Genomic DNA, 18,734 nt, shown 5'->3' with positions numbered 1-18,734 from the left:
CCGCAAGCAAGTTGCGGCTTTTTTTTAAAATAGTCCTCCGCTAATCAAGTAAACTTAGCCTTTCATAGATCCAATTAACGCACCTTTAGCAAAGTACTTTTGTAAGAATGGATAAACAATCAAGACTGGGATTGTAGCAACCACGATTACCGCCATCTTAATAGTAATTTCAGGTGGTGGAACGCTTGTAAATTCTGCACCATCGTAATTCAATCCACTAGCCAATACGACAATTTGTCTTAATAACACTTGAACTGGCCATTTTGAAGAATCACTTAAATATAAAATGGCATGCATGTACGTGTTCCAATACGTCACCGCGTAAAATAAAGAAATCGTTGCTATTGCTGGCATTGAGCATGGGATAACAATTCTAAATAGAACTCCAAAATCACTACAGCCATCAATTTTTGCTGACTCTTCTAATCCAGCAGGTAGATTTTGGAAGAAACTTTTTAGGATAATCATATTAAATGCGTTTATGGCGACAGGTATAACTAGAGCTGCTAATGAGTTAAGTAATCCTGTTTGTTGTACAACCAAGAAGGTCGGAATCATTCCCCCATTAAATAACATCGTAAACACAATAAAGAACATGATAAATCTTCTTCCTACCAAATCCTGACGAGATAAACCATAAGCCGTTAACGTTGATAAAAACATACTAAAGGCCGTTCCACCTAATGTAACTCCGATCGACACCATCATCGCTCGCATAACCGTATCAGTTGAGAAGATATAACGGTAAGCGTCTAGACTCCACACTGTTGGAATTAATACAAAACGTTTTTCAGCTATTTCAGCACTTGTCGTAAATGATGCTGCTAGAACATGTATGAAAGGTAATACGCAAAGCAATGCAATGATTGCAAGTATTGTTAGGTTCGTAAAGTTAAATAGTCGACTGCCAAATGACTTGTCTCCAACCATTATTTTTTCCTCCTTAAGTTTGATAGATTTTCAAAAAGGCAAGTTCGGCCTTTTCTTTGGTTCAAAAGGAAGGGCACCTTTTGAACTTCGAGCTTTTCGAAAAGACAAGTTCAGCCTTTTCTTTGGTTCAAAAGGGAAGGGCACCTTTTGAACTTCGAGCTTTTCGAAAAGGCAAGTTCGGCCTTTTCTTTGGTTCAAAAGCAAGGGCACCTTTTGAACTTCGAGCTTTTCGAAAAGGCAAGTTCAGCCTTTTCGAAAAGCTCTTTAGTAAACTCCTTCTTCTCCGGCTTTTTTGGCTAGCCAGTTGGCGATCATGACTAGGATCAGTCCTACAATGCCTTTAAAGAATCCTACGGCTGTACTGTAACTGAATTGTCCTTGTTTTAGACCAGCTGTGTATACGTACGTATCAAAAATTTCTCCTACTTCTCGGTTGGAGGCATTTAATAGGAGATAAACATGTTCAAAGCCTAATTCCAGAACATCACCAATTTTTAAAATTAGTAGTACGACTATTACACTTCTAATAGCTGGTAGGGTAATGTGCCAAGCTTGTTTAAGACGATTGGCACCATCCATTTTTGCAGCTTCGTATAGTTGTGGATCAACTGCTGCAATTGCAGCTAAGAAAATAATGGTTCCCCAACCGGCTTCTCTCCAGACAACTTGTAAAATATACATTGGTCGGAAGGTATCAGGATTCATTAAAAAGTTAATTTTCTGAAAACCAAGTGCTTCTATAACGGAATTGATAATTCCACCATCTAATGTCAACATGACAAAACTGATAGAAACGATTACAACCCATGACATAAAATGAGGAATATAAATTAACGTTTGGACACCTTTTTTAAACGTTTGATTGCGAACTTCATTTAACATTAAGGCAATAATAATAGGAATCGGGAAAAAGACTAATATCTGAAGAGCAAACAACGCAAGAGTGTTTCTAAAAATCATCCAGAAATCTGGATCAGTAAACAATCTTTCAAAATGTTGTAATCCTACCCATTCACTTCCTGTTATACCTAGGTAAGGCTTATAGTCTTGAAAAGCAATGATTAATCCATACATCGGGATGTATTTATAAACAAAGAAATACAATAACCCAGGTGCAATCATTAAATAAATCCACTTATTCTTTTTAATTTTCTTCATTAGCTCCGCACGCTTATCAGGCTTCGGTAATGGCGTTTTTGATTTTTCTAGTGCTACATTGTTGTCCATTGTTCAACTTCCTTTCCGATTTTAAAAATAATAATGATTCCTTACCAGCCTAAATGTAACCGCTTTCTAATTTTCATATTACTGATCATCTTTAATTACATCTATAATCATTACGTTATAAAAGCCCGAAAACATAGGGTTAATCAGCATTTTTAACTCTGACTGAGATGGTGATTATCATGATACACGCCGAGAAAATTGCTAAGCTTCTATATCATAAAAAACTTAAATTCTATTTGTTCGAATGTTCCTTAAAGTAGATAGGATGTGTGACTATGAGCTTTGATTTGCTCATCGCGTAATTGTATTTTTCTACACCTTATAGCGAGAACACAAACTACCATTTAAAACAGAACCATAACTTATAGTTTGAAAGGACACGATGGAATGAAAACAGCCCCGTAATTGTTTCACCAATTACAGAGCTGTTTCTAAATTTATTTAATTATTGTTGGAAAGAAGCATTAAATTCTTCGATAATTTTATCTCCGCCTTGTGATTTCCAACTCTCAACTACTTTATCAAAGCCTTCTTTATCAGATTGGCCAAGAATGTATCGAACTGTCGCGTCATCAATCATCTGTTTTAATCTGTCTCCATCGCGGATAAATGTGTCAGAATCAAGTGTAATTGTCGGATTAGTAATCAAATAATCATTATTTTCTAAAATTAATTTGTCTGCTTTTTGTCTTACTTCATAATCAGTATAGATTGTGTATCTTCCATTTGTCGCAGGTTCACCAATTTCAAGAGTTAGATATGGTCTAATCTCTCTGTCAATTTTTTGTTGGTCATCTGTGAGCGCAGAAGCTTTCCCATCAATTACTTCGTAGTGTTCTCCTTCAATACCCCAGTAAAGAATGTTTGCAATTTCAGGATTCATTAATTGATCATAGAATCCTAAAATATTTAAAAGCTTCTCTTCAGAGTCTACTGATGATTTCGGGAACATCACAATTTCACCAAAACCAGGAATTGCCCAAACACCAAACTCGCCGTCTGGTCCAACAACATGATTATGAACATCAAATTCAATATCAGGATTAAGTGCTTTAGCGTCATTATATAAGCTTGTTACATCTTCCATTGAACCAACATAAACACCGGCAGTTCCATTTGTCAGCATAGCAACTTGATCTTGCTTACTAGTCACAGGAAAATCTTGATTAATATAGCCATTTGAGTGCATTTCATGATAGAAATCTAATGTTTCCATAAATTCAGGGAACATGAATTCAGGTAATAATTCTCCGTCTTTCTCTCCCCACTCATGCGGAGTACCAAACCAAGAAGCAATCGTTTTAAATCCACCATAAACTAAGTCACTGCGATCTGCTAAACCAATAGTATCCTTACGTCCAGATTCATTAGGGTCATCTTCTGTAAATGCGCGAACCATTTCCATAAATTCTTCTGTTGTAGTAGGAGCTTCAAGTCCTAAGTTATCTGCCCAATCCTTACGATAAATAATTCCTTGACGAGATAATGGTCTTCCTTGGTACACACCATATATTTTCCCATCAACTGCTGTATTTGCTAAAATATCTTCATTTAATTTGCTTAAGTGTTCAAACTGATCAAGATACGGTCCAATTTCCCAGAACTGATCGTTACGAATCGCATCTTTAAATTGATTTAGTTGTTGAAAACCTACACGTACTGCATCAGGAAAAGAACCTGTAGCAAACGCTGTATTCAATCTTTCTTCATAACTGCTATCTGGTACCCATTGAATATCAAGCGTGTAACCCGTTTTTTCTTCAATTAAATCTTGGATTTTCTTATCTGGTGTTTCAGCTGTGTGAAGGTTTGTCATTAGAGAAAACGCAATTGGTTCAATTGAATCAGCCGAAGCTACTTCCTCTTTCTCCCCTTCGTTACTATTAGAAGCAGCACCTTCATTTGAAGCGCTTTCATTATTGCTACAAGCTGTAATAAACATTAGTATTAGTGCAAGTGCACATAGCATCGCATAAAACTTTTTTGACTTTAACATTTACTAACCCCCATAATTGTTATTTTTGATAGTACCATCAATGAAGATTCTCGAATGAAGTTTTTTTAGTTCTCCACTAGTAACGTTACAATTAGCAATAATAAGAAGTACTCTTCAAATATAGCTGAATTGTTGACAGTTTACGATACCAATTTTCGCTTTAGGATTTAGATCCAACTACTAAGCCTATTTTAGTCAGTAATTAATACTAACTTAAACACTTTGTAAACCCTTTCATAAATCACCTCCACGACTTACTTGAATGAGCAACAATATTTGATTGCTGGACACTTCTATAAGTTGTTAAGGTAGATGTTAGTTTAAAAAAATGGTTAAGTATATAATCACAAACTCATAATGTAAGCCTTTTCAACGCTTATACTATCAAATTAAGCCTTATCTGATATAATGATTATCCATTTCACCTAATAACCATCAATCTAATAGCAAGCGCACCAAGCAATCGAAACAAAAAAGACACCTGGAAATTGGGTCGAACAAAACTTCCAGAATGTCTCTTTAATATTATGAAGTTTTCTTGTATTTCTCTCGGTATTGTCCTGGTGTCATTTCTTCTTGCTTCTTAAATGAACGAATGAAATTTTGAGAATTATTATATTTTAATTTTTCGGCTATCTCTTTTATTGTCATACTGGACTCTACCAACCATTGCTTAGCAATTTTAAAGCGATACATTGCTAAATACTCACTAAATGTGTAATTTGTTTCTTGTTTAAACACACTACTTAAGTAATTGGCATTATAATGTAACTTAGCTGCACACTCTTCTAGAGTAATTTCTGAATCGAAGTTCTTTTGGATCAGATCAATTATCTTTTCTGATAAGTTTTGGAACTGAGAATCTCTTCGGTCATGAAAAACTTTCACTAACGGCAAAATTAATCTGTTTTTAAACCAGACTTCAATCTCCTCTCTCATATGAAGCTTTAGTAATTCTTCATATAGAGAGGCATGATAAACTTCAATCTGTTGAAAACTAACACCACTTTCTTGTTTAAGCGTTAATAAGTTGTTTAATAATCGCATCATTGAAACTTGATATTCTCTTGGTGATTGCGTATTCTTAAAAGCTTTCGTCATCCAGATGGATAATTGCTCTAAAGCCTTTTCTTCATCTGCCAGTTTAATAGCAACAAGAAGTTCTTCTTCTGTTCGTTTCGGGTAATCAAAAATAACTGAATGCTTGCCTGAATTGATTGTACTGAAGTGAACAATTACCCCTTTACCTAACTGCATTCTATGTTTTAGTGCTTCCATTCCCTCACGATAAGCTCTTTTAGCTTCCTTGATCTCCTTAAAAGGCATACTCACACCAATGCTAACGATTAAACTCAATGTATTCGTCAATTTATCTTGGACACGTTCTGTTATTTCGAACACATCATCTTGTATAGCATCTTGTTCTTTATGACCAATTAGGATCACTAACGTTTCATCAATCCAAATCAAAGGCAATCTGTTATCTTTGCCAATAATCTCCTCAATGAGATTCTTCACAACAAAAGACATTTTCTCAAAGTTGCAGTCTCAAGCTCATTTTTTTCTAAGTTATCAATTTGTAACGTACAAACTGTCATAACCTGCCATGAATCAATTAAAGATTTAAGATCAAAAGAAGTCACGTTTTTAGCTATTTCAGTTGAGTTATAATTCCCCGTAAATAATCGAGTAAGAAACAATGATTTTACTTGTTGGTTATGCTCGCGCAATTCGCTTTCTAAGTTTGATTTTGAAGAAAATAAATCGTTTATGTGTGATTCAATTATTTCCATTTCACTCTTTTTTTCTCTTGTCTCGTCCGGCCAATGACTTTCAATATACCCTACTAATTTATTAACAGGAGAATATAATTTTCTACTTATGATCCAAATATATAAAATACAAGTAATGACAATAAAAGTAATCATAAAAAACGTAAACCAACCGATTTTTTTACTTTCTTGTGTCAACATATCAATCGAATTAAACGAGATATAATTCCAATTATTAAACTCAGACTTTTGGTACGTCACCGTATATGGATAATCCTTTGACTCAATATTAAATTGACCCGCTTGGTCTGTAAATGCATCAATGGAGTCAATATATTTTGTGTCGGCTAAATATTTTCCAATAAGATCAGGATCCCTATGAACAATTATTTTATAATTTTCGTCGGTTATCATCACTTCGTCAGAAAGCTTGTCCACATTAATCATCTCTGCTAAACTACATGCTGGAATATTTGTAAAGGCTAGTCCGTATTTTTGACTTAGTCTAGGAGGTAATTTTTTAACTAAACTAATCGTTTGCGGACAACTTCTAGTAGATATTGGTTCAGAGAATGCTTCATTTTCTAACAATAACCAAGTAGTATTGAATTCTAGATCTAGATAAGATAAGAATGCTTCTCGATCTGGATGTTCATTTAATCTAGATAAGCCCGAATTATTTACAATCCAGTCTTCTTGAAAGTTTAACAGAATAACTTCTTCTACCTTCGTGTCATAAGATCTTAGATTACTAAGTTCCTGTCTCAGTTCTCGATAAATAGAAAAATCTTCTCCTACTAGTGGTCTTCGAATAACCGCATCCATTAAAGGAGATTCAATAGTATTACTAGTACTATGATGAATGGTAATTAAGACCTGCTCAATATTAGATTGTATTTGTCTAATTATTTGCACTTTTTCATGGTTTACTTTTTCTTGAATATGTTTAGAGGATTGAACATAAGCAAACACTCCAACTATGATAACAGGGATAATGCTAGCTATACTTGCGAAAATGATTAACTTTGTTAGCAAGCTTGGGTTTTTCATTTCATTCCTCCTCTCAAACACACTTTGTAAAGGTTTACATTTTCATTCACAAATTAGACATAAGATGTTTTTAATTATATCATATTACATTCATTTCTAGTTCAGATTTTTCATAATAACCAAATAAGTCTGCCACCAAAATGATCGTGGTAGCAGACTAAGTTACGATTAGCGATATTGCTCAATAAATGCTTTTGTTTCTAACATTTCTTCAGGAGTTGTATGTTCCATTATGATTTCACAATTAGGCTTATATTGCTCAAGCAGTTTCAAATAAAGTTCATAATTCATTTTTCCCTTTCCTGGTGTTACGGTTTCAATCTCTCCCTCCTGATTAATCAATCGGTCCTTTGCATGACAAGCTACAATTCGATCCCCAAGCAACTCAAATGCTTCTTGAATGACTTGATCTTGTTTCCCCCAATTATTTATCGTTAATAAATTCCCAGGATCCAATACTACTCCTAAATTGGAAGAAGGCATTTCCTCTAATAGCTTTTTCATTGATTTTGCGTCTCCAATTAAATGGTCGTTAGCTGGTTCTATACCGATAATAATCCCCCATTTTTCCGCTTCTGCTACCAACTCTTTTAATGATTTTATTAGAGTCTGCCAATCTTCACTCGTGAAAACTCCATTCTCACTTTTCCCTACTTCTACTGCAACAATCGGCGCACCGAACAATGGTGCATATTGAAGTAATTCTTTAAAACGAGCAAGATTCTCCATTCTATTGGCTTGATTGCTATCAAAAAGGTGAAGATAGCAGGCTAATATTGAAATGGAAACATTATGTTTATCAAATTCTTTTTTTATTTCTTTTACTAAACCAGGATTTAGTTTTCCGGGCTTACTAAAATCATAATCGCTCATTGCTTTCCAAAGAGCTAACTGAACATGTTCTATTTCATAAGATCCAATTGCTTCGGCTAATTGTTTATAAGGCTTTTTTCCAAACAGATGTGCTAGTACTCCAACTGTCATTATTCGCTCTCCTTTTTAAAAAACATTTTTGTTTTAATTATAAGAACGAAGGAGTGGTACGTATATAATCATTAAATTAGAACATCGGTATAAATAAATACAAAAAGAAGTGTTCTAAAAGATCTTGTCACAACCTTTTTAGAACACTTCACTTGTGTCATAGAATATCCGTTGTATTTTCATTTGATTTATAGTTCAATTCATTCTTTGCATTTGCCATATCCCATGGTTTATAAGGATTATCCGACACACCATAGTATGTGCCAAATCGTACGTCAGCTAAAAGGGCCGCAGTAAATAATCCAATCAAGTCAGTATCGGTTAAAAGCGTCTTTTTTAGTCGATCATTCGCTTCAATATCTTCTTTTGTTACATCCTTTGGAACGGAACCAATTCGTATATTTATGACCGAAATGTTCTCTTCTGATGAAAACAAAAATCCAACTTGCTCTGACGCATATTTTAACACACCATACAAACCTCTTGAGCGCGGAACATCGTCTACCGTAATTTCTCTGCCTAGAGTTGAAACACCTTCCTCCTCGTATAAATCAGTCACATGGTTGGAACTAGCAAAAATGACTTTAGAAATTTTCTTTTGTTTAGCCGTATACAAAATATAGTACGTCGCTTTAAAAAAGATATCGGTCATGTGTTCAAATGTATCAACTTCCTCAATGGCATGAGTGGTTTCTGTATTTAGTAAATTTATGATTACATCTGCCTCAGGTACTTTTTCTAGTAGATCTTGTAAATTGGTAGCATCAACCTGTATGTATTCAGTTGAGAAATCCCCTTGTTTCTGTTTGTCCATCACTACTACTTCATGGTTAGGGAGCAAACCTCTAGTTAAAATAGTTCCCACGGTTCCTGCACCGCCAATGATAATAATTTTCATTACTTATTCCTTTCTGTTTAACACAAGGATTATAACGATAGTTTTTACTTATTATGTGTTGATTATGTAAACGAAAAAAGGTGAGTCTATAGGTCGTCTTTTAACCTTAGAATCACCTTTTTTATTGCCCGTTTTTCCGTACAATACTTACTTTATCTTAAAATAGTTCTCTGCATTTTGATAGGAAATATTTTGAATCATCGTTCCTAGCAGTTGGTAGTCTCTTGGTGCTTCTCCATCTTCAACCCATTGACCAACTAAATTACAAAGAATTCTTCTGAAGTATTCGTGTCTTGGATAGGACAGGAAACTTCTAGAATCGGTTAACATTCCTACAAAACTACTTAAAAGTCCTAAGTTTGCTAGATCTGTCATCTGTTTAATCATGCCATCTTTTTGGTCATTAAACCACCAGCCAGAACCAAATTGAAGCTTACCATTTACCCCACTAGATTGAAAGTTTCCTACAGCTGTCCCAATTACATAATTATGAACTGGATTTAAATGATAGAGAATCGTTCTTGGTAGTTCGTTATTTTTATCTAGTTCATTTAAAAATCCATTTAAAGGTCTTGCTAAATCCAAATCGTGGATAGAATCGAAGCCCGTGTCTGGACCGAGCTTATTGAACATCCGCTCATTATTATTTCTGATTGCTCCAATGTGTAACTGCATTGCCCAATCTAATGAAGCATACAGTTTTCCTAAGAAAAGCAATGTATGTGTTTTATATTTCATTTCTTCTGTTTTAGTAATTGTTTCTCCTGACCTTACTTTCAAGAAAATAACAGAAGCTTCTTCAAACGTACAAGGTTCAAACGGAACATTCTCTATTCCATGGTCGGAAATACGACAACCTATCTCATGGAAAAATCGAGCTCTATTTTCAATAGCTGTTAAAACATTTTCATAGGTGTTAATTTCTATATCCGCTGCTACACTTAATGAGTCTATATATAGATTAAATCCTTCGCGTCCAATCTCCACCGCTTTATCAGGACGAAATGCTGGTACAACCTTTGTTTGGATTGAAGGGTTATTAGCAATAGCTATATGATGTTCTAATGAGTCAATCGGATCATCTGTTGTACCAATAACTCTCACATCAAATTTTTCAATAATCTTCTGTGCTGTAAATTGCTCCGTATTTAATAGACGATTACAGTGATCCCAAATTTCTTCACTTGTTTGCTCGTTTAATAGAAGATCAACATCAAAATAACGTTTTAACTCGAGCTGAGTCCAATGATAAAGAGGATTTCCGATTGTTTTGGGAACAGCCTTTGCCCACTGATTGAATTTTTCCTTATCGGTTGCTTCACCCGTAATTAGTCTTTCATCAACACCAAGCGTCCGTAAAGCTCTCCATTTATAATGGTCTCCATGCAGCCAAATTTCGGCTAGATTTGAGAAAGAATGATTATCTGCTATGAGTTGTGGGCTTAAGTGACAATGATAATCATAAATCGGCATTTCTTTAGCATAATCATGATAAAGGATTTTTGCTGCCTCGTTGTTAAGCATAAAATCTTCATGAATAAATGGTTTCATCATAAGAACCTCCTAAAATAATAACAACGTTGTTATTTTAAAGTGAAGAAAAGGCTTTCATTTGTTGTACTTTTATACTACCTTATTTTAATTTATCAATCAATATGTAACTTTATATATTTAATCCCCTCATTGATCTATTGGATGAATGAGGGGAAAAGTCAATTATTTAAGATCTTCCATTTTTACAAAGTCCATATCTTTAAATGTATAATTTTCTCCTGCCATTGCCCAAATAAATGTATAATTTTTCGTTCCCACACCTGAGTGGATTGACCAAGGTGGGGAAATAACAGCATCTTCATTCTTGACTACTAAATGTCTTGTTTCACTTGGCTCACCCATGAAATGGAACACTCTTGACTCTTCATCCATATCAAAATATAGATAAACTTCCATCCGACGGTCATGCACATGAGCAGGCATTGTATTCCACATATTGTTTGGTTCTAGTAACGTCATTCCCATCATTAACTGGCAGCTTTGAAGTCCACCGTCATGAATATACTTGTAAATTGTCCGGTTGTTAGACTCACTATCAGAACCAAGTTTTGTTGGCTCTGCATCGGCAATTGGAAGCACCTTTGTTGGATATTCTTTATGTGCTGGGGAAGAAACCAGATAGAAACGAGCAGGATTAGCTGAATCTTCGCTATGGAACGTTACTTCTTTTTTCCCTAAACCAACGTACAAACAATCACGTTTATTTAGTTCGAATTCCTCTCCATCAACAACTACTTTTCCTTTAGGGCCGATATTTACAATACCAATTTCTCTTCTTTCTAGAAAGAAGTCTGTTTTCAGTGCATCGCCTACATCTAGCGTAAGTACTTGATTAGTTGGGATCGCTCCTCCGACAATGACACGATCATGATGTGAATACACCATATTAATTTGACCGCTTTCAAAAAGAGACTCTATTAAAAATTCACTTCTTAATTTCTCTGTCGTGTATTGCTTTGAATCTACTGGATTAGCAGCATATCTAATTTCCATTTTGAACATTCTCCTTTTTAAAAAAATTTTCTACACTTTATTGTTTATTAATTAATTTATTTCCATTAACAGATCCGTTGCATTGAGCTAGCGCTTTAGTTAGAATCGTAACAAATTCTCGCGCAAGATCCTTTTTAGTAGATTAAGAACTCATCCATCCGCCATCGACACATAGTACATGACCATTTACGTAGCTTGATGCTTCAGAAGCTAGAAAAATGACTGGGCCTTTTAAGTCTTCTGGTTTTCCCCATTGACCTTTTGGAATACGCGAAGTAATGTAGGCATTTCTCTCTTCATTTGCTCGTAATGCTTCGGTATTATCTGTTTCCATATAACCAGGAGCGATAGCGTTTACATTAATGCCCCGGCTTCCCCATTCATTTGCCAAAGATTTCGTTAACCCTGCTACTGCATGTTTGCTTGCTGTATATGCAGGTACTCTTAAACCACCTTGAAAAGAAAGCATGGATGCAATATTTATAATTCTACCTGAGCCATTTTCAAGCATGTGATTGCCAACTTCTCTGCAAATTTGAAACACTGAATTCAAATTTACATTAATCACATCATTCCAATCTTCATCTGAAAAGTTTTCAGCTTCAGTACGTCTAATAATTCCTGCATTGTTTACTAGAATATCAATCTTTCCTACTTCACTTACCGCTTTTTCAACTAATTGTTTAGCGGCACCAGGCTCAGATAAATCAGCTTTAATCTCATAAAAAGAGCGTCCAAGTGCTTCAATTTTTTCTCTTGTTTCACTCATTTCACTAATGCCAGCACCAATAACATCAGCACCCGCTTCTGCTAAGCCTATCGCCATTCCTTGACCAAGCCCTCTGCTTGCACCTGTAACAAGTGCAACCTTGCCAGTTAATGCAAAAAATGATTGGGTCATCATATGTACCTCCCACTTTGCGTTTCATTAAGTTCATTTATGTTCGTTATGGTTTGATTATAACACTTTTCAAAATGAGTGACAATATAATTTATAACTTTATTTAGAAAGCGTAACAGGTATAGATTGTTTCTCTAATGCTTTTTGTATTTTATTATCAAGCCCACTATCAGTAATAATTTCATCAACATCCGCTAATGTTGCATTGAATTAAGCCTACTTTTTCAAACTTGGTTGATTCTGCTAATAACGTCACTCGATCTGCGCATTGTATAATTTGTTTTTTCCATTCAACATGAAAGCTATTAAACACCGTTAATCCATGTTCAATGGATACACCAGTTGCTCCAAAAAACAAATGGTTGACCCTTATTTTTCTTAATAGTTCAGAAGCTTGAACTCCATACAATGAGGATGATGCTCCTATTTTAGACCCACCTAAAACCATTAATTGAACTTGATCTTTTTCTATTAATTCAAAGGCGATTTTAAGGTCATTTGTAATAACCGTTACGGGAAAATCTCCTAACAATTTGGCGACTTGCAAAGTCGTACTGCCACCATCCATTAAAACCGTTTCTAGTGGTTGTATTAGCTTTACTGCCTCTAGAGCAATTTGAGCTTTACTTTCATTGTTATTTGCTTGTCTTTCACTAATTGGAAATATTCGTGTATCTTCTTCTTGAAGAACAGCCCCACCATGGATTCTTTTAACAAGCCCCTTTTGTTCCAAAGCTTCTAAATCAATTCGGATGGTTTTTTCCGTTACTCCTAATTCCGTACTTAACTCTGAAACTTTAACAATTTTATTTAATTCAAGCTGTTCTAGTATTTTTTCATAACGTTCCACTGAAAGCATAAAAACCTCCGTAGTAATTAATTTGTCTCTTTTTATTATCGAACTAAAACAAACATTTGTAAACATGAATTTCCAAATTAAAAACCTTACTAGGCAACTTGGCTTAGTAAGGCTAAGAATATCTTATTATCACTGTTATGGTAGTAGCAGTGTTTGTCCTACATGTATAACGGAACTAGACAAACGATTTAAATCAGTTATTGTTTGCACAGATGTTTGATTTTCTGTAGCAATTTTCCATAGCGTATCTCCTGATTTTACCGTATATGTTTTTTGCTCTGAAGGTGCTACTCGTAAAACTTGTCCCACATGTATAACATTTGAAGAAAGTTGGTTCCAGCTTACTATTTGGTCAACAGTTACAGCATATTGGCGACTTATCATCCAAAGCGTATCACCACTTCTCACCGTGTGAGTTACAGATGAAGACGATGTTAGAGACGGCGCTGGCGCTGGTTGAGTAACCGTTTGATTTATTTGTGGTATTCTCAATTGTTGTCCGATAAAGATAAGATCGGATGTCAAATTGTTATGCGATCTGAGAGCGTCTACTGTAGTACTAAATTGTCGTGCAATTAGAGATAATCTATCTCCACTCTTAACTGTATAAATATCTCCAGTTGGTTGCTGAACAACCGGTGATATTACAGGAATAACACGTCTTGCTGTTACAAATCTTGGTGTCCAATATGTCGTGAATGGGTTTGTAATATGTACCCCCACGCTAGATGATGCATGAATCATTTCATTTGCTGAAATATAAATTCCTAAGTGATTAATCCTTCCGTCCCCGTTCGTATCGTAAAACAGAAGATCACCTTGTTGAAGATTAGAACGAGATACAGAGGTTCCTACTCTTGCTTGATCTGCACTTACTCGTGGTAAATGAATCCCGTGTTGACCAAATACATAAGCTGAAAATGATGAGCAATCAAACGAACGAGTATCACCAAGTGGTGCTCCAAATTGATAAGGTGCCCCAATGTGTTGCTTTGCTGTTTGAATCACTCGGTCTGCCACTGTATCGGCAGCAAATCCTTGAGACGGTAATAATAACAAAAATACAAAAAAGACCACTAGCATTCTCTTCATATTGTCTACTCCCCCTTACCAACCATCGTAAAGGAAAATAAACAAAATAACATTAGTAGGATAATAGAGTATCTTACAAATAATTACACTCCGATATATAATAATAATTGCGTTGTACTAGGCTTAATTCGTATACGTGTTCGAATCACTAGCAGAAAGAACTTAGTGAAATGGAGCGGAAGGCGCTTGACTCCTGCGGGAAAAGAGGGAGGCCACTGAAAAAGGGTGGTTTCCCCTTTTTTAGCTGGCCCCTTAAGCAACGTGTGGAGCCATTGCGGCTTCCTTGAATCTGCTAATAGAGACTTTTTCAGTGGCCTCAAAAGAGGAAAGGGCAAGACCACACAGACGGAACGGCGTGGGGGCTTGGCTTACTCCCCGCGGAAAGCAAGTGCCTGCAGCGCAATGTAACGGGGCAGTAAGCAAATTTGTGATAAAAACAAAAACCTCTCCTCCTTCGAGGAAAGGTTTTCTATACATTATGATTTCTTTTTATTGATAATATCAAAGGCAACGGCACCTAATAATACTAAACCTTTAATGGCTTGCTGCCAGTCAATCCCTAAACCTAAAATGGACATTCCGTTATTCATAACACCCATTACTAAACCACCGACAACCGCTCCAATTACCGTACCAACACCACCATATGCTGATGCTCCACCAATAAAGACAGCTGCAATCGCATCTAATTCAAAGAGGTTACCAGCTCTTGGAGTTGCTGCATTTAAACGCGCTGCAAAAATTAATCCAGACAAAGCTGCTAATACACCCATGTTTACAAAAACGCCGAATGTTACAGCCTTTGTTTTAACACCTGAAAGCGAAGCTGCTTTTAAATTTCCACCAACTGCATAAATGTGACGACCAATGATCGTTTTCTTCATTACAAACGTATAAGCCACAATAATTACAAACAAGATGATTAAAATGTTTGGAATACCTCTGTATGTTGCTAGTACGTAAGTAAATAAGTTTACTACAACGAAAATAAAGACTAATTTAGCGTAAAATAATCCTTTTGGAAGGACCTCAAATTGATATTTAACTTGATTTTTTCTAGTTCTAAGTTCCATAACGATTAAAATTAAAGATATAATTAGTCCGATAATAATCGAAAATAGATGAAGTCCATCTCCACCAAATAGATCTGGGATAAAGCCATTACTCATTTTTTGGAAAGACTCTGGATATGGCGCAATAGATTGCCCCTGTAAGACTACTAATGTTAATCCTCTAAATAAAAGCATTCCAGCTAGTGTAACAATAAAAGCAGGAATTCCCACATATGCAACCCAAAATCCTTGCCAAGCACCGATTAATGCTCCAACTACTAAACAAATAATAACTGCTAGAACCGGATTCATTTGTAAATTCACCATTAAAATAGCCGATATCGCTCCTACAAATGCAGCTACTGAGCCAACAGATAAGTCTATATGTCCTGTGATTATGACAAGTACCATACCCACTGCAAGAATAAGAATGTAGCTATTTTGTAGAATTAGATTCGTAATATTTAATGGTTTTAATAATGTTCCATTTGTTAGAATCTGAAACAAGATAACGATTAAAACTAATGCAATGATCATGCTATATTGTCTCATATTATTTTTTAATAAACTATTTAAAGATTTCATTACAGTTACCCCCTGCTCTTCGTCATGTATTTCATTAAGGTCTCTTGTGTTGCCTCGGATTTCTCTACCTCACCTGTGATCTCACCTTCATTCATGACATAAATTCTGTCACACATTCCGATAATCTCAGGTAACTCAGAGGATATAACTAGAATTCCTTTGCCTTGATCTGCTAATTGATTCATGATCGTATAAATTTCAAACTTAGCTCCTACATCAATTCCTCTTGTTGGTTCATCCAAGATAAGCAGATCTGGTTCTGAGAACATCCATTTACTTAGTACAACTTTTTGTTGATTTCCACCACTTAAATTACCAACTATTTGCGTTACACTAGGCGTTTTGATATTCATTTTTTTACGATAATCTTCAGCCACCACAAATTCTTCGTTTTCATTGACTACTTGATTACTAGAAATTTTCTTCAAGTTAGCTAGAGTAATATTTTGCTTAATATCATCCATTAATATCAGACCGTACTCTTTACGATCTTCACTTACATAAGCTACACCGGCATTAATGGCTTTGTTTACATCTGATAAGTCTAGAGTTTGACCATCCTTAATGATTTGCCCCGTTGTTTTCTTGCCATAAGATTTACCGAAAATGCTCATAGCAAGTTCTGTTCTTCCAGATCCCATTAACCCTGCAATTCCAACGATTTCACCTTTGCGAATATGAAGGTTAATGTCCTTTACAACCTGTCGCTCACTTTGAAGTGGATGATAGGTACTCCAATTTTTCACTTCAAAAAATGTATCACCTATTTTAGGTTCTCGGTCTGGGTAGCGATTTGTCAAGCTACGACCAACCATCCCTTTTATGATCCGATCCTCTGTAATATCCGCTGTATCTAACGTTTCAATCGACTGTCCGTCTCTTATAATCGTAACTGAATTTGCGACTTTTTTTATTTCATTTAGTTTATGAGAAATAATAATAGCTGACATACCTTGGCTTCTTAATTCAATTAAAAGATTTAAGAGATTCTCACTATCGTTTTCATTAAGTGCTGCGGTAGGTTCATCTAGAATTAGAAGTTTCACGTTTTTAGATAAAGCTTTTGCGATTTCTACTAACTGTTGTTTTCCAACCCCAATATCTTTAATTAAAGTATTAGGAGATTCACTAAGTCCTACTTTATTTAGTAATTCTTTCGCTTTACTTGTCGTTTCATACCAGTCAATTACACCTTTATTAGCCTGCTCATTGCCTAGAAAGATATTTTCAGCAATTGATAGTTCTGGAATTAATGCTAATTCCTGATGAATAATAACAATTCCTAAATCTTCACTTTGTTTAATATCCTTAAATTCACAAATTTGATCTTGAAATAAAATATCTCCATCATATGTGCCATGAGGATAAACTCCACTTAACACTTTCATTAAAGTCGATTTTCCAGCACCATTCTCTCCACATATTGCATGAATTTCTCCTTCAATGACCTTTAAATTAACGGTATCCAATGCTTTTACTCCAGGAAACTCTTTTGTAATGCTTTTCATTTCTAATATTGTTGATTGCATTGTCATCTCACCACACCCTCTGTATTAAAAGATTTAGTGGTAAGAGCTACCACTAAATCTCCAAGATCGTATTATTGAACTTCTTCTGCAGTGTAATAGCCACCATCAATAATAACTTCTTCATAGTTCGTAATATCAACTTTTACTGGTTCTAAAAGGTATGAAGGAACTACTTTTTTTCCATTATCATATGTTTCCGTATCGTTAACTTCAGCTTCTCCACCTTTTAAAACGGCATCAGCCATCTCTACAGCTTTTCTCGCTAATTCTCTAGTATCTTTGAATACAGTCATTGTTTGCTCTCCTGCTGCAATTGACTTAACAGAAGCTAGTTCTGCATCTTGACCTGTAACAACTGGTAGGTCCGTGTATCCAATGTTTTTAAGAGCTGAAATAATTCCGATACTAATACCATCATATGGCGATAAAATCGCGATCTACTTGATCATCTGTGTAGAAAGTGCTTAATAGATTATCCATTCTTGCTTGTGCTAAAGCGGCATCCCAACGTAGAGTTGACACTTTATCCATTCCTGTTTGACCACTTTTCACTACAAGTTTTCCTTCATCGATATAAGGCTGCAGTACAGACAATGCACCATCATAGAAGAAATAAGCATTATTATCATCTGGTGACCCACCAAATAATTCAATATTAAACGGTCCGGCTTGATTATCTAAATCTAGTGACTCAATGATGTAAGATCCTTGTAATACTCCTACTTGAAAATTATCAAATGTAGCATAATAGGATACATGGTCAGTTCCTTTAATTAAGCGGTCGTAAGAAATAACAGGAATACCTGCTGCGTTTGCACTTTCTAATACACTTGTTAATGCTTCACCATCAATTGAAGCGATTACAAGAACATCGACACCTTGTGTAATCATATTTTCAATTTGTGAGATTTGGTTCTCTACAACGTCTTCCGCGTATTGTAAGATTGTTTTATATCCTAGTTCCTCAAATTGGCTCACCATGTTATTGCCATCATGAACCCATCTTTCAGATGATTTCGTTGGCATTGCAATCCCAACAAATCCAGCTTCTCCACTACCACCAGAAGATGAATCACTTCCACCAGCTGACTCACTTCCTCCACAAGCAGTTAATAATAACCCAAACATTAAAGCGACAAATACTAAAGCTACTTTTTTCATAAACAATCCCCCTTTAATTATGTAGGTGTTTTCTGTATCCGCTTACAACTATGATATTAAAGCATTCTAACTATTTATAAAATCATTATATATAGGATTAAATTACGTCTTTCTTAACTATATTTGCTCATTGTTTATTATTTTTGTATTT

General features: G+C 35.2%; 14 protein-coding genes and 1 pseudogene. All 15 read right to left on the bottom strand.

The genetic code is table 11. The features are described from left to right. Positions 1-54 precede the first annotated feature (54 nt). Positions 55-930, bottom strand: a complete 876-nt coding sequence (locus tag JCM9157_RS08485; protein WP_035663861.1) for a carbohydrate ABC transporter permease — start codon at positions 928-930, stop codon at positions 55-57. A gap of 264 nt (positions 931-1,194) precedes the next feature. Beyond that, positions 1,195-2,088 (bottom strand): ABC transporter permease, encoded by an 894-nt coding sequence (locus JCM9157_RS08480; protein WP_439644337.1) that lies wholly within the window; start codon positions 2,086-2,088, stop codon positions 1,195-1,197. A gap of 514 nt (positions 2,089-2,602) precedes the next feature. Further along, positions 2,603-4,153 (bottom strand): extracellular solute-binding protein, encoded by a 1,551-nt coding sequence (locus JCM9157_RS08475; protein WP_035663857.1) that lies wholly within the window; start codon positions 4,151-4,153, stop codon positions 2,603-2,605. A 525-nt stretch (positions 4,154-4,678) separates the two neighbouring features. Then, a complete protein-coding gene (locus tag JCM9157_RS23320; RefSeq protein ID WP_158318617.1) occupies positions 4,679-5,671 on the bottom strand; it encodes a helix-turn-helix domain-containing protein in 993 nt (330 codons plus the stop codon). Further along, a complete protein-coding gene (locus JCM9157_RS23315) occupies positions 5,668-6,975 on the bottom strand; it encodes a cache domain-containing protein (protein ID WP_052013028.1) in 1,308 nt (435 codons plus the stop codon). Before JCM9157_RS23315 ends, JCM9157_RS23320 begins: the two co-directional genes overlap by 4 nt. Positions 6,976-7,143: 168 nt before the next feature. Continuing rightward, complete coding sequence (locus tag JCM9157_RS08465; RefSeq protein ID WP_035663855.1) at positions 7,144-7,959, bottom strand: sugar phosphate isomerase/epimerase family protein; 816 nt, start codon at positions 7,957-7,959, stop codon at positions 7,144-7,146. A 157-nt stretch (positions 7,960-8,116) separates the two neighbouring features. Then, positions 8,117-8,857: an NAD-dependent epimerase/dehydratase family protein gene (locus JCM9157_RS08460; protein WP_035663854.1), complete on the bottom strand. Its 741-nt coding sequence runs from the start codon at positions 8,855-8,857 to the stop codon at positions 8,117-8,119. Positions 8,858-9,004: 147 nt separating this feature from the next. Continuing rightward, positions 9,005-10,408, bottom strand: coding sequence for a glucuronate isomerase (uxaC, locus tag JCM9157_RS08455; protein ID WP_035663851.1), 1,404 nt, complete (start codon positions 10,406-10,408; stop codon positions 9,005-9,007). A gap of 165 nt (positions 10,409-10,573) precedes the next feature. Further along, entirely contained in the window at positions 10,574-11,404 is an 831-nt protein-coding gene (kduI, locus tag JCM9157_RS08450; protein WP_035663849.1) for a 5-dehydro-4-deoxy-D-glucuronate isomerase, read from the bottom strand. 142 nt (positions 11,405-11,546) lie between these two features. Further along, positions 11,547-12,305 carry a 2-dehydro-3-deoxy-D-gluconate 5-dehydrogenase KduD gene (gene kduD, locus JCM9157_RS08445; protein WP_035663847.1) on the bottom strand — a complete coding sequence of 253 codons (759 nt, stop codon included), beginning with the start codon at positions 12,303-12,305 and terminating at the stop codon, positions 11,547-11,549. 184 nt (positions 12,306-12,489) lie between these two features. Further along, positions 12,490-13,164: a DeoR/GlpR family DNA-binding transcription regulator gene (locus tag JCM9157_RS08440; protein WP_235714866.1), complete on the bottom strand. Its 675-nt coding sequence runs from the start codon at positions 13,162-13,164 to the stop codon at positions 12,490-12,492. A gap of 135 nt (positions 13,165-13,299) precedes the next feature. Continuing rightward, positions 13,300-14,256, bottom strand: a complete 957-nt coding sequence (locus JCM9157_RS08435) for a LysM peptidoglycan-binding domain-containing protein (protein WP_035663845.1) — start codon at positions 14,254-14,256, stop codon at positions 13,300-13,302. A 476-nt stretch (positions 14,257-14,732) separates the two neighbouring features. Further along, the gene (mmsB, locus tag JCM9157_RS08425) at positions 14,733-15,893 is read right to left on the bottom strand and encodes a multiple monosaccharide ABC transporter permease (RefSeq protein WP_035663843.1); all 1,161 of its coding nucleotides are present in this window, start codon (positions 15,891-15,893) and stop codon (positions 14,733-14,735) included. A 5-nt stretch (positions 15,894-15,898) separates the two neighbouring features. Next, on the bottom strand, positions 15,899-17,422 hold the full coding sequence (gene mmsA, locus JCM9157_RS08420; RefSeq protein WP_035663980.1) for a multiple monosaccharide ABC transporter ATP-binding protein: 1,524 nt from the start codon (positions 17,420-17,422) through the stop codon (positions 15,899-15,901). Positions 17,423-17,493: 71 nt separating this feature from the next. Next, positions 17,494-18,583, bottom strand: a pseudogene (chvE, locus tag JCM9157_RS08415) (multiple monosaccharide ABC transporter substrate-binding protein). Positions 18,584-18,734 lie beyond the last annotated feature (151 nt).

The sequence above is a fragment of the Halalkalibacter akibai JCM 9157 genome, assembly GCF_000513135.1.
Lineage (GTDB): Bacteria > Bacillota > Bacilli > Bacillales > Bacillaceae_D > Halalkalibacter > Halalkalibacter akibai.
Note: the sequence above shows the minus strand (reverse complement) of the source record. Positions and strands in the feature narration are given on the sequence as shown.

Coding starts and splice junctions, on each gene's coding strand:
- JCM9157_RS08460 (WP_035663854.1), bottom strand. CDS start 8,857: ATGAAAATTATTATCATTGGCGGTGCAGGAACCGTGGGAACTATTTTA.
- kduI (WP_035663849.1), bottom strand. CDS start 11,404: ATGGAAATTAGATATGCTGCTAATCCAGTAGATTCAAAGCAATACACG.
- JCM9157_RS08440 (WP_235714866.1), bottom strand. CDS start 13,164: ATGCTTTCAGTGGAACGTTATGAAAAAATACTAGAACAGCTTGAATTA.
- mmsA (WP_035663980.1), bottom strand. CDS start 17,422: ATGCAATCAACAATATTAGAAATGAAAAGCATTACAAAAGAGTTTCCT.
- uxaC (WP_035663851.1), bottom strand. CDS start 10,408: ATGAAACCATTTATTCATGAAGATTTTATGCTTAACAACGAGGCAGCA.
- JCM9157_RS08475 (WP_035663857.1), bottom strand. CDS start 4,153: ATGTTAAAGTCAAAAAAGTTTTATGCGATGCTATGTGCACTTGCACTA.
- JCM9157_RS23315 (WP_052013028.1), bottom strand. CDS start 6,975: ATGAAAAACCCAAGCTTGCTAACAAAGTTAATCATTTTCGCAAGTATA.
- mmsB (WP_035663843.1), bottom strand. CDS start 15,893: ATGAAATCTTTAAATAGTTTATTAAAAAATAATATGAGACAATATAGC.
- JCM9157_RS08465 (WP_035663855.1), bottom strand. CDS start 7,959: ATGACAGTTGGAGTACTAGCACATCTGTTTGGAAAAAAGCCTTATAAA.
- JCM9157_RS08435 (WP_035663845.1), bottom strand. CDS start 14,256: ATGAAGAGAATGCTAGTGGTCTTTTTTGTATTTTTGTTATTATTACCG.
- JCM9157_RS08480 (WP_439644337.1), bottom strand. CDS start 2,088: ATGAAGAAAATTAAAAAGAATAAGTGGATTTATTTAATGATTGCACCT.
- JCM9157_RS08485 (WP_035663861.1), bottom strand. CDS start 930: ATGGTTGGAGACAAGTCATTTGGCAGTCGACTATTTAACTTTACGAAC.
- kduD (WP_035663847.1), bottom strand. CDS start 12,305: ATGACCCAATCATTTTTTGCATTAACTGGCAAGGTTGCACTTGTTACA.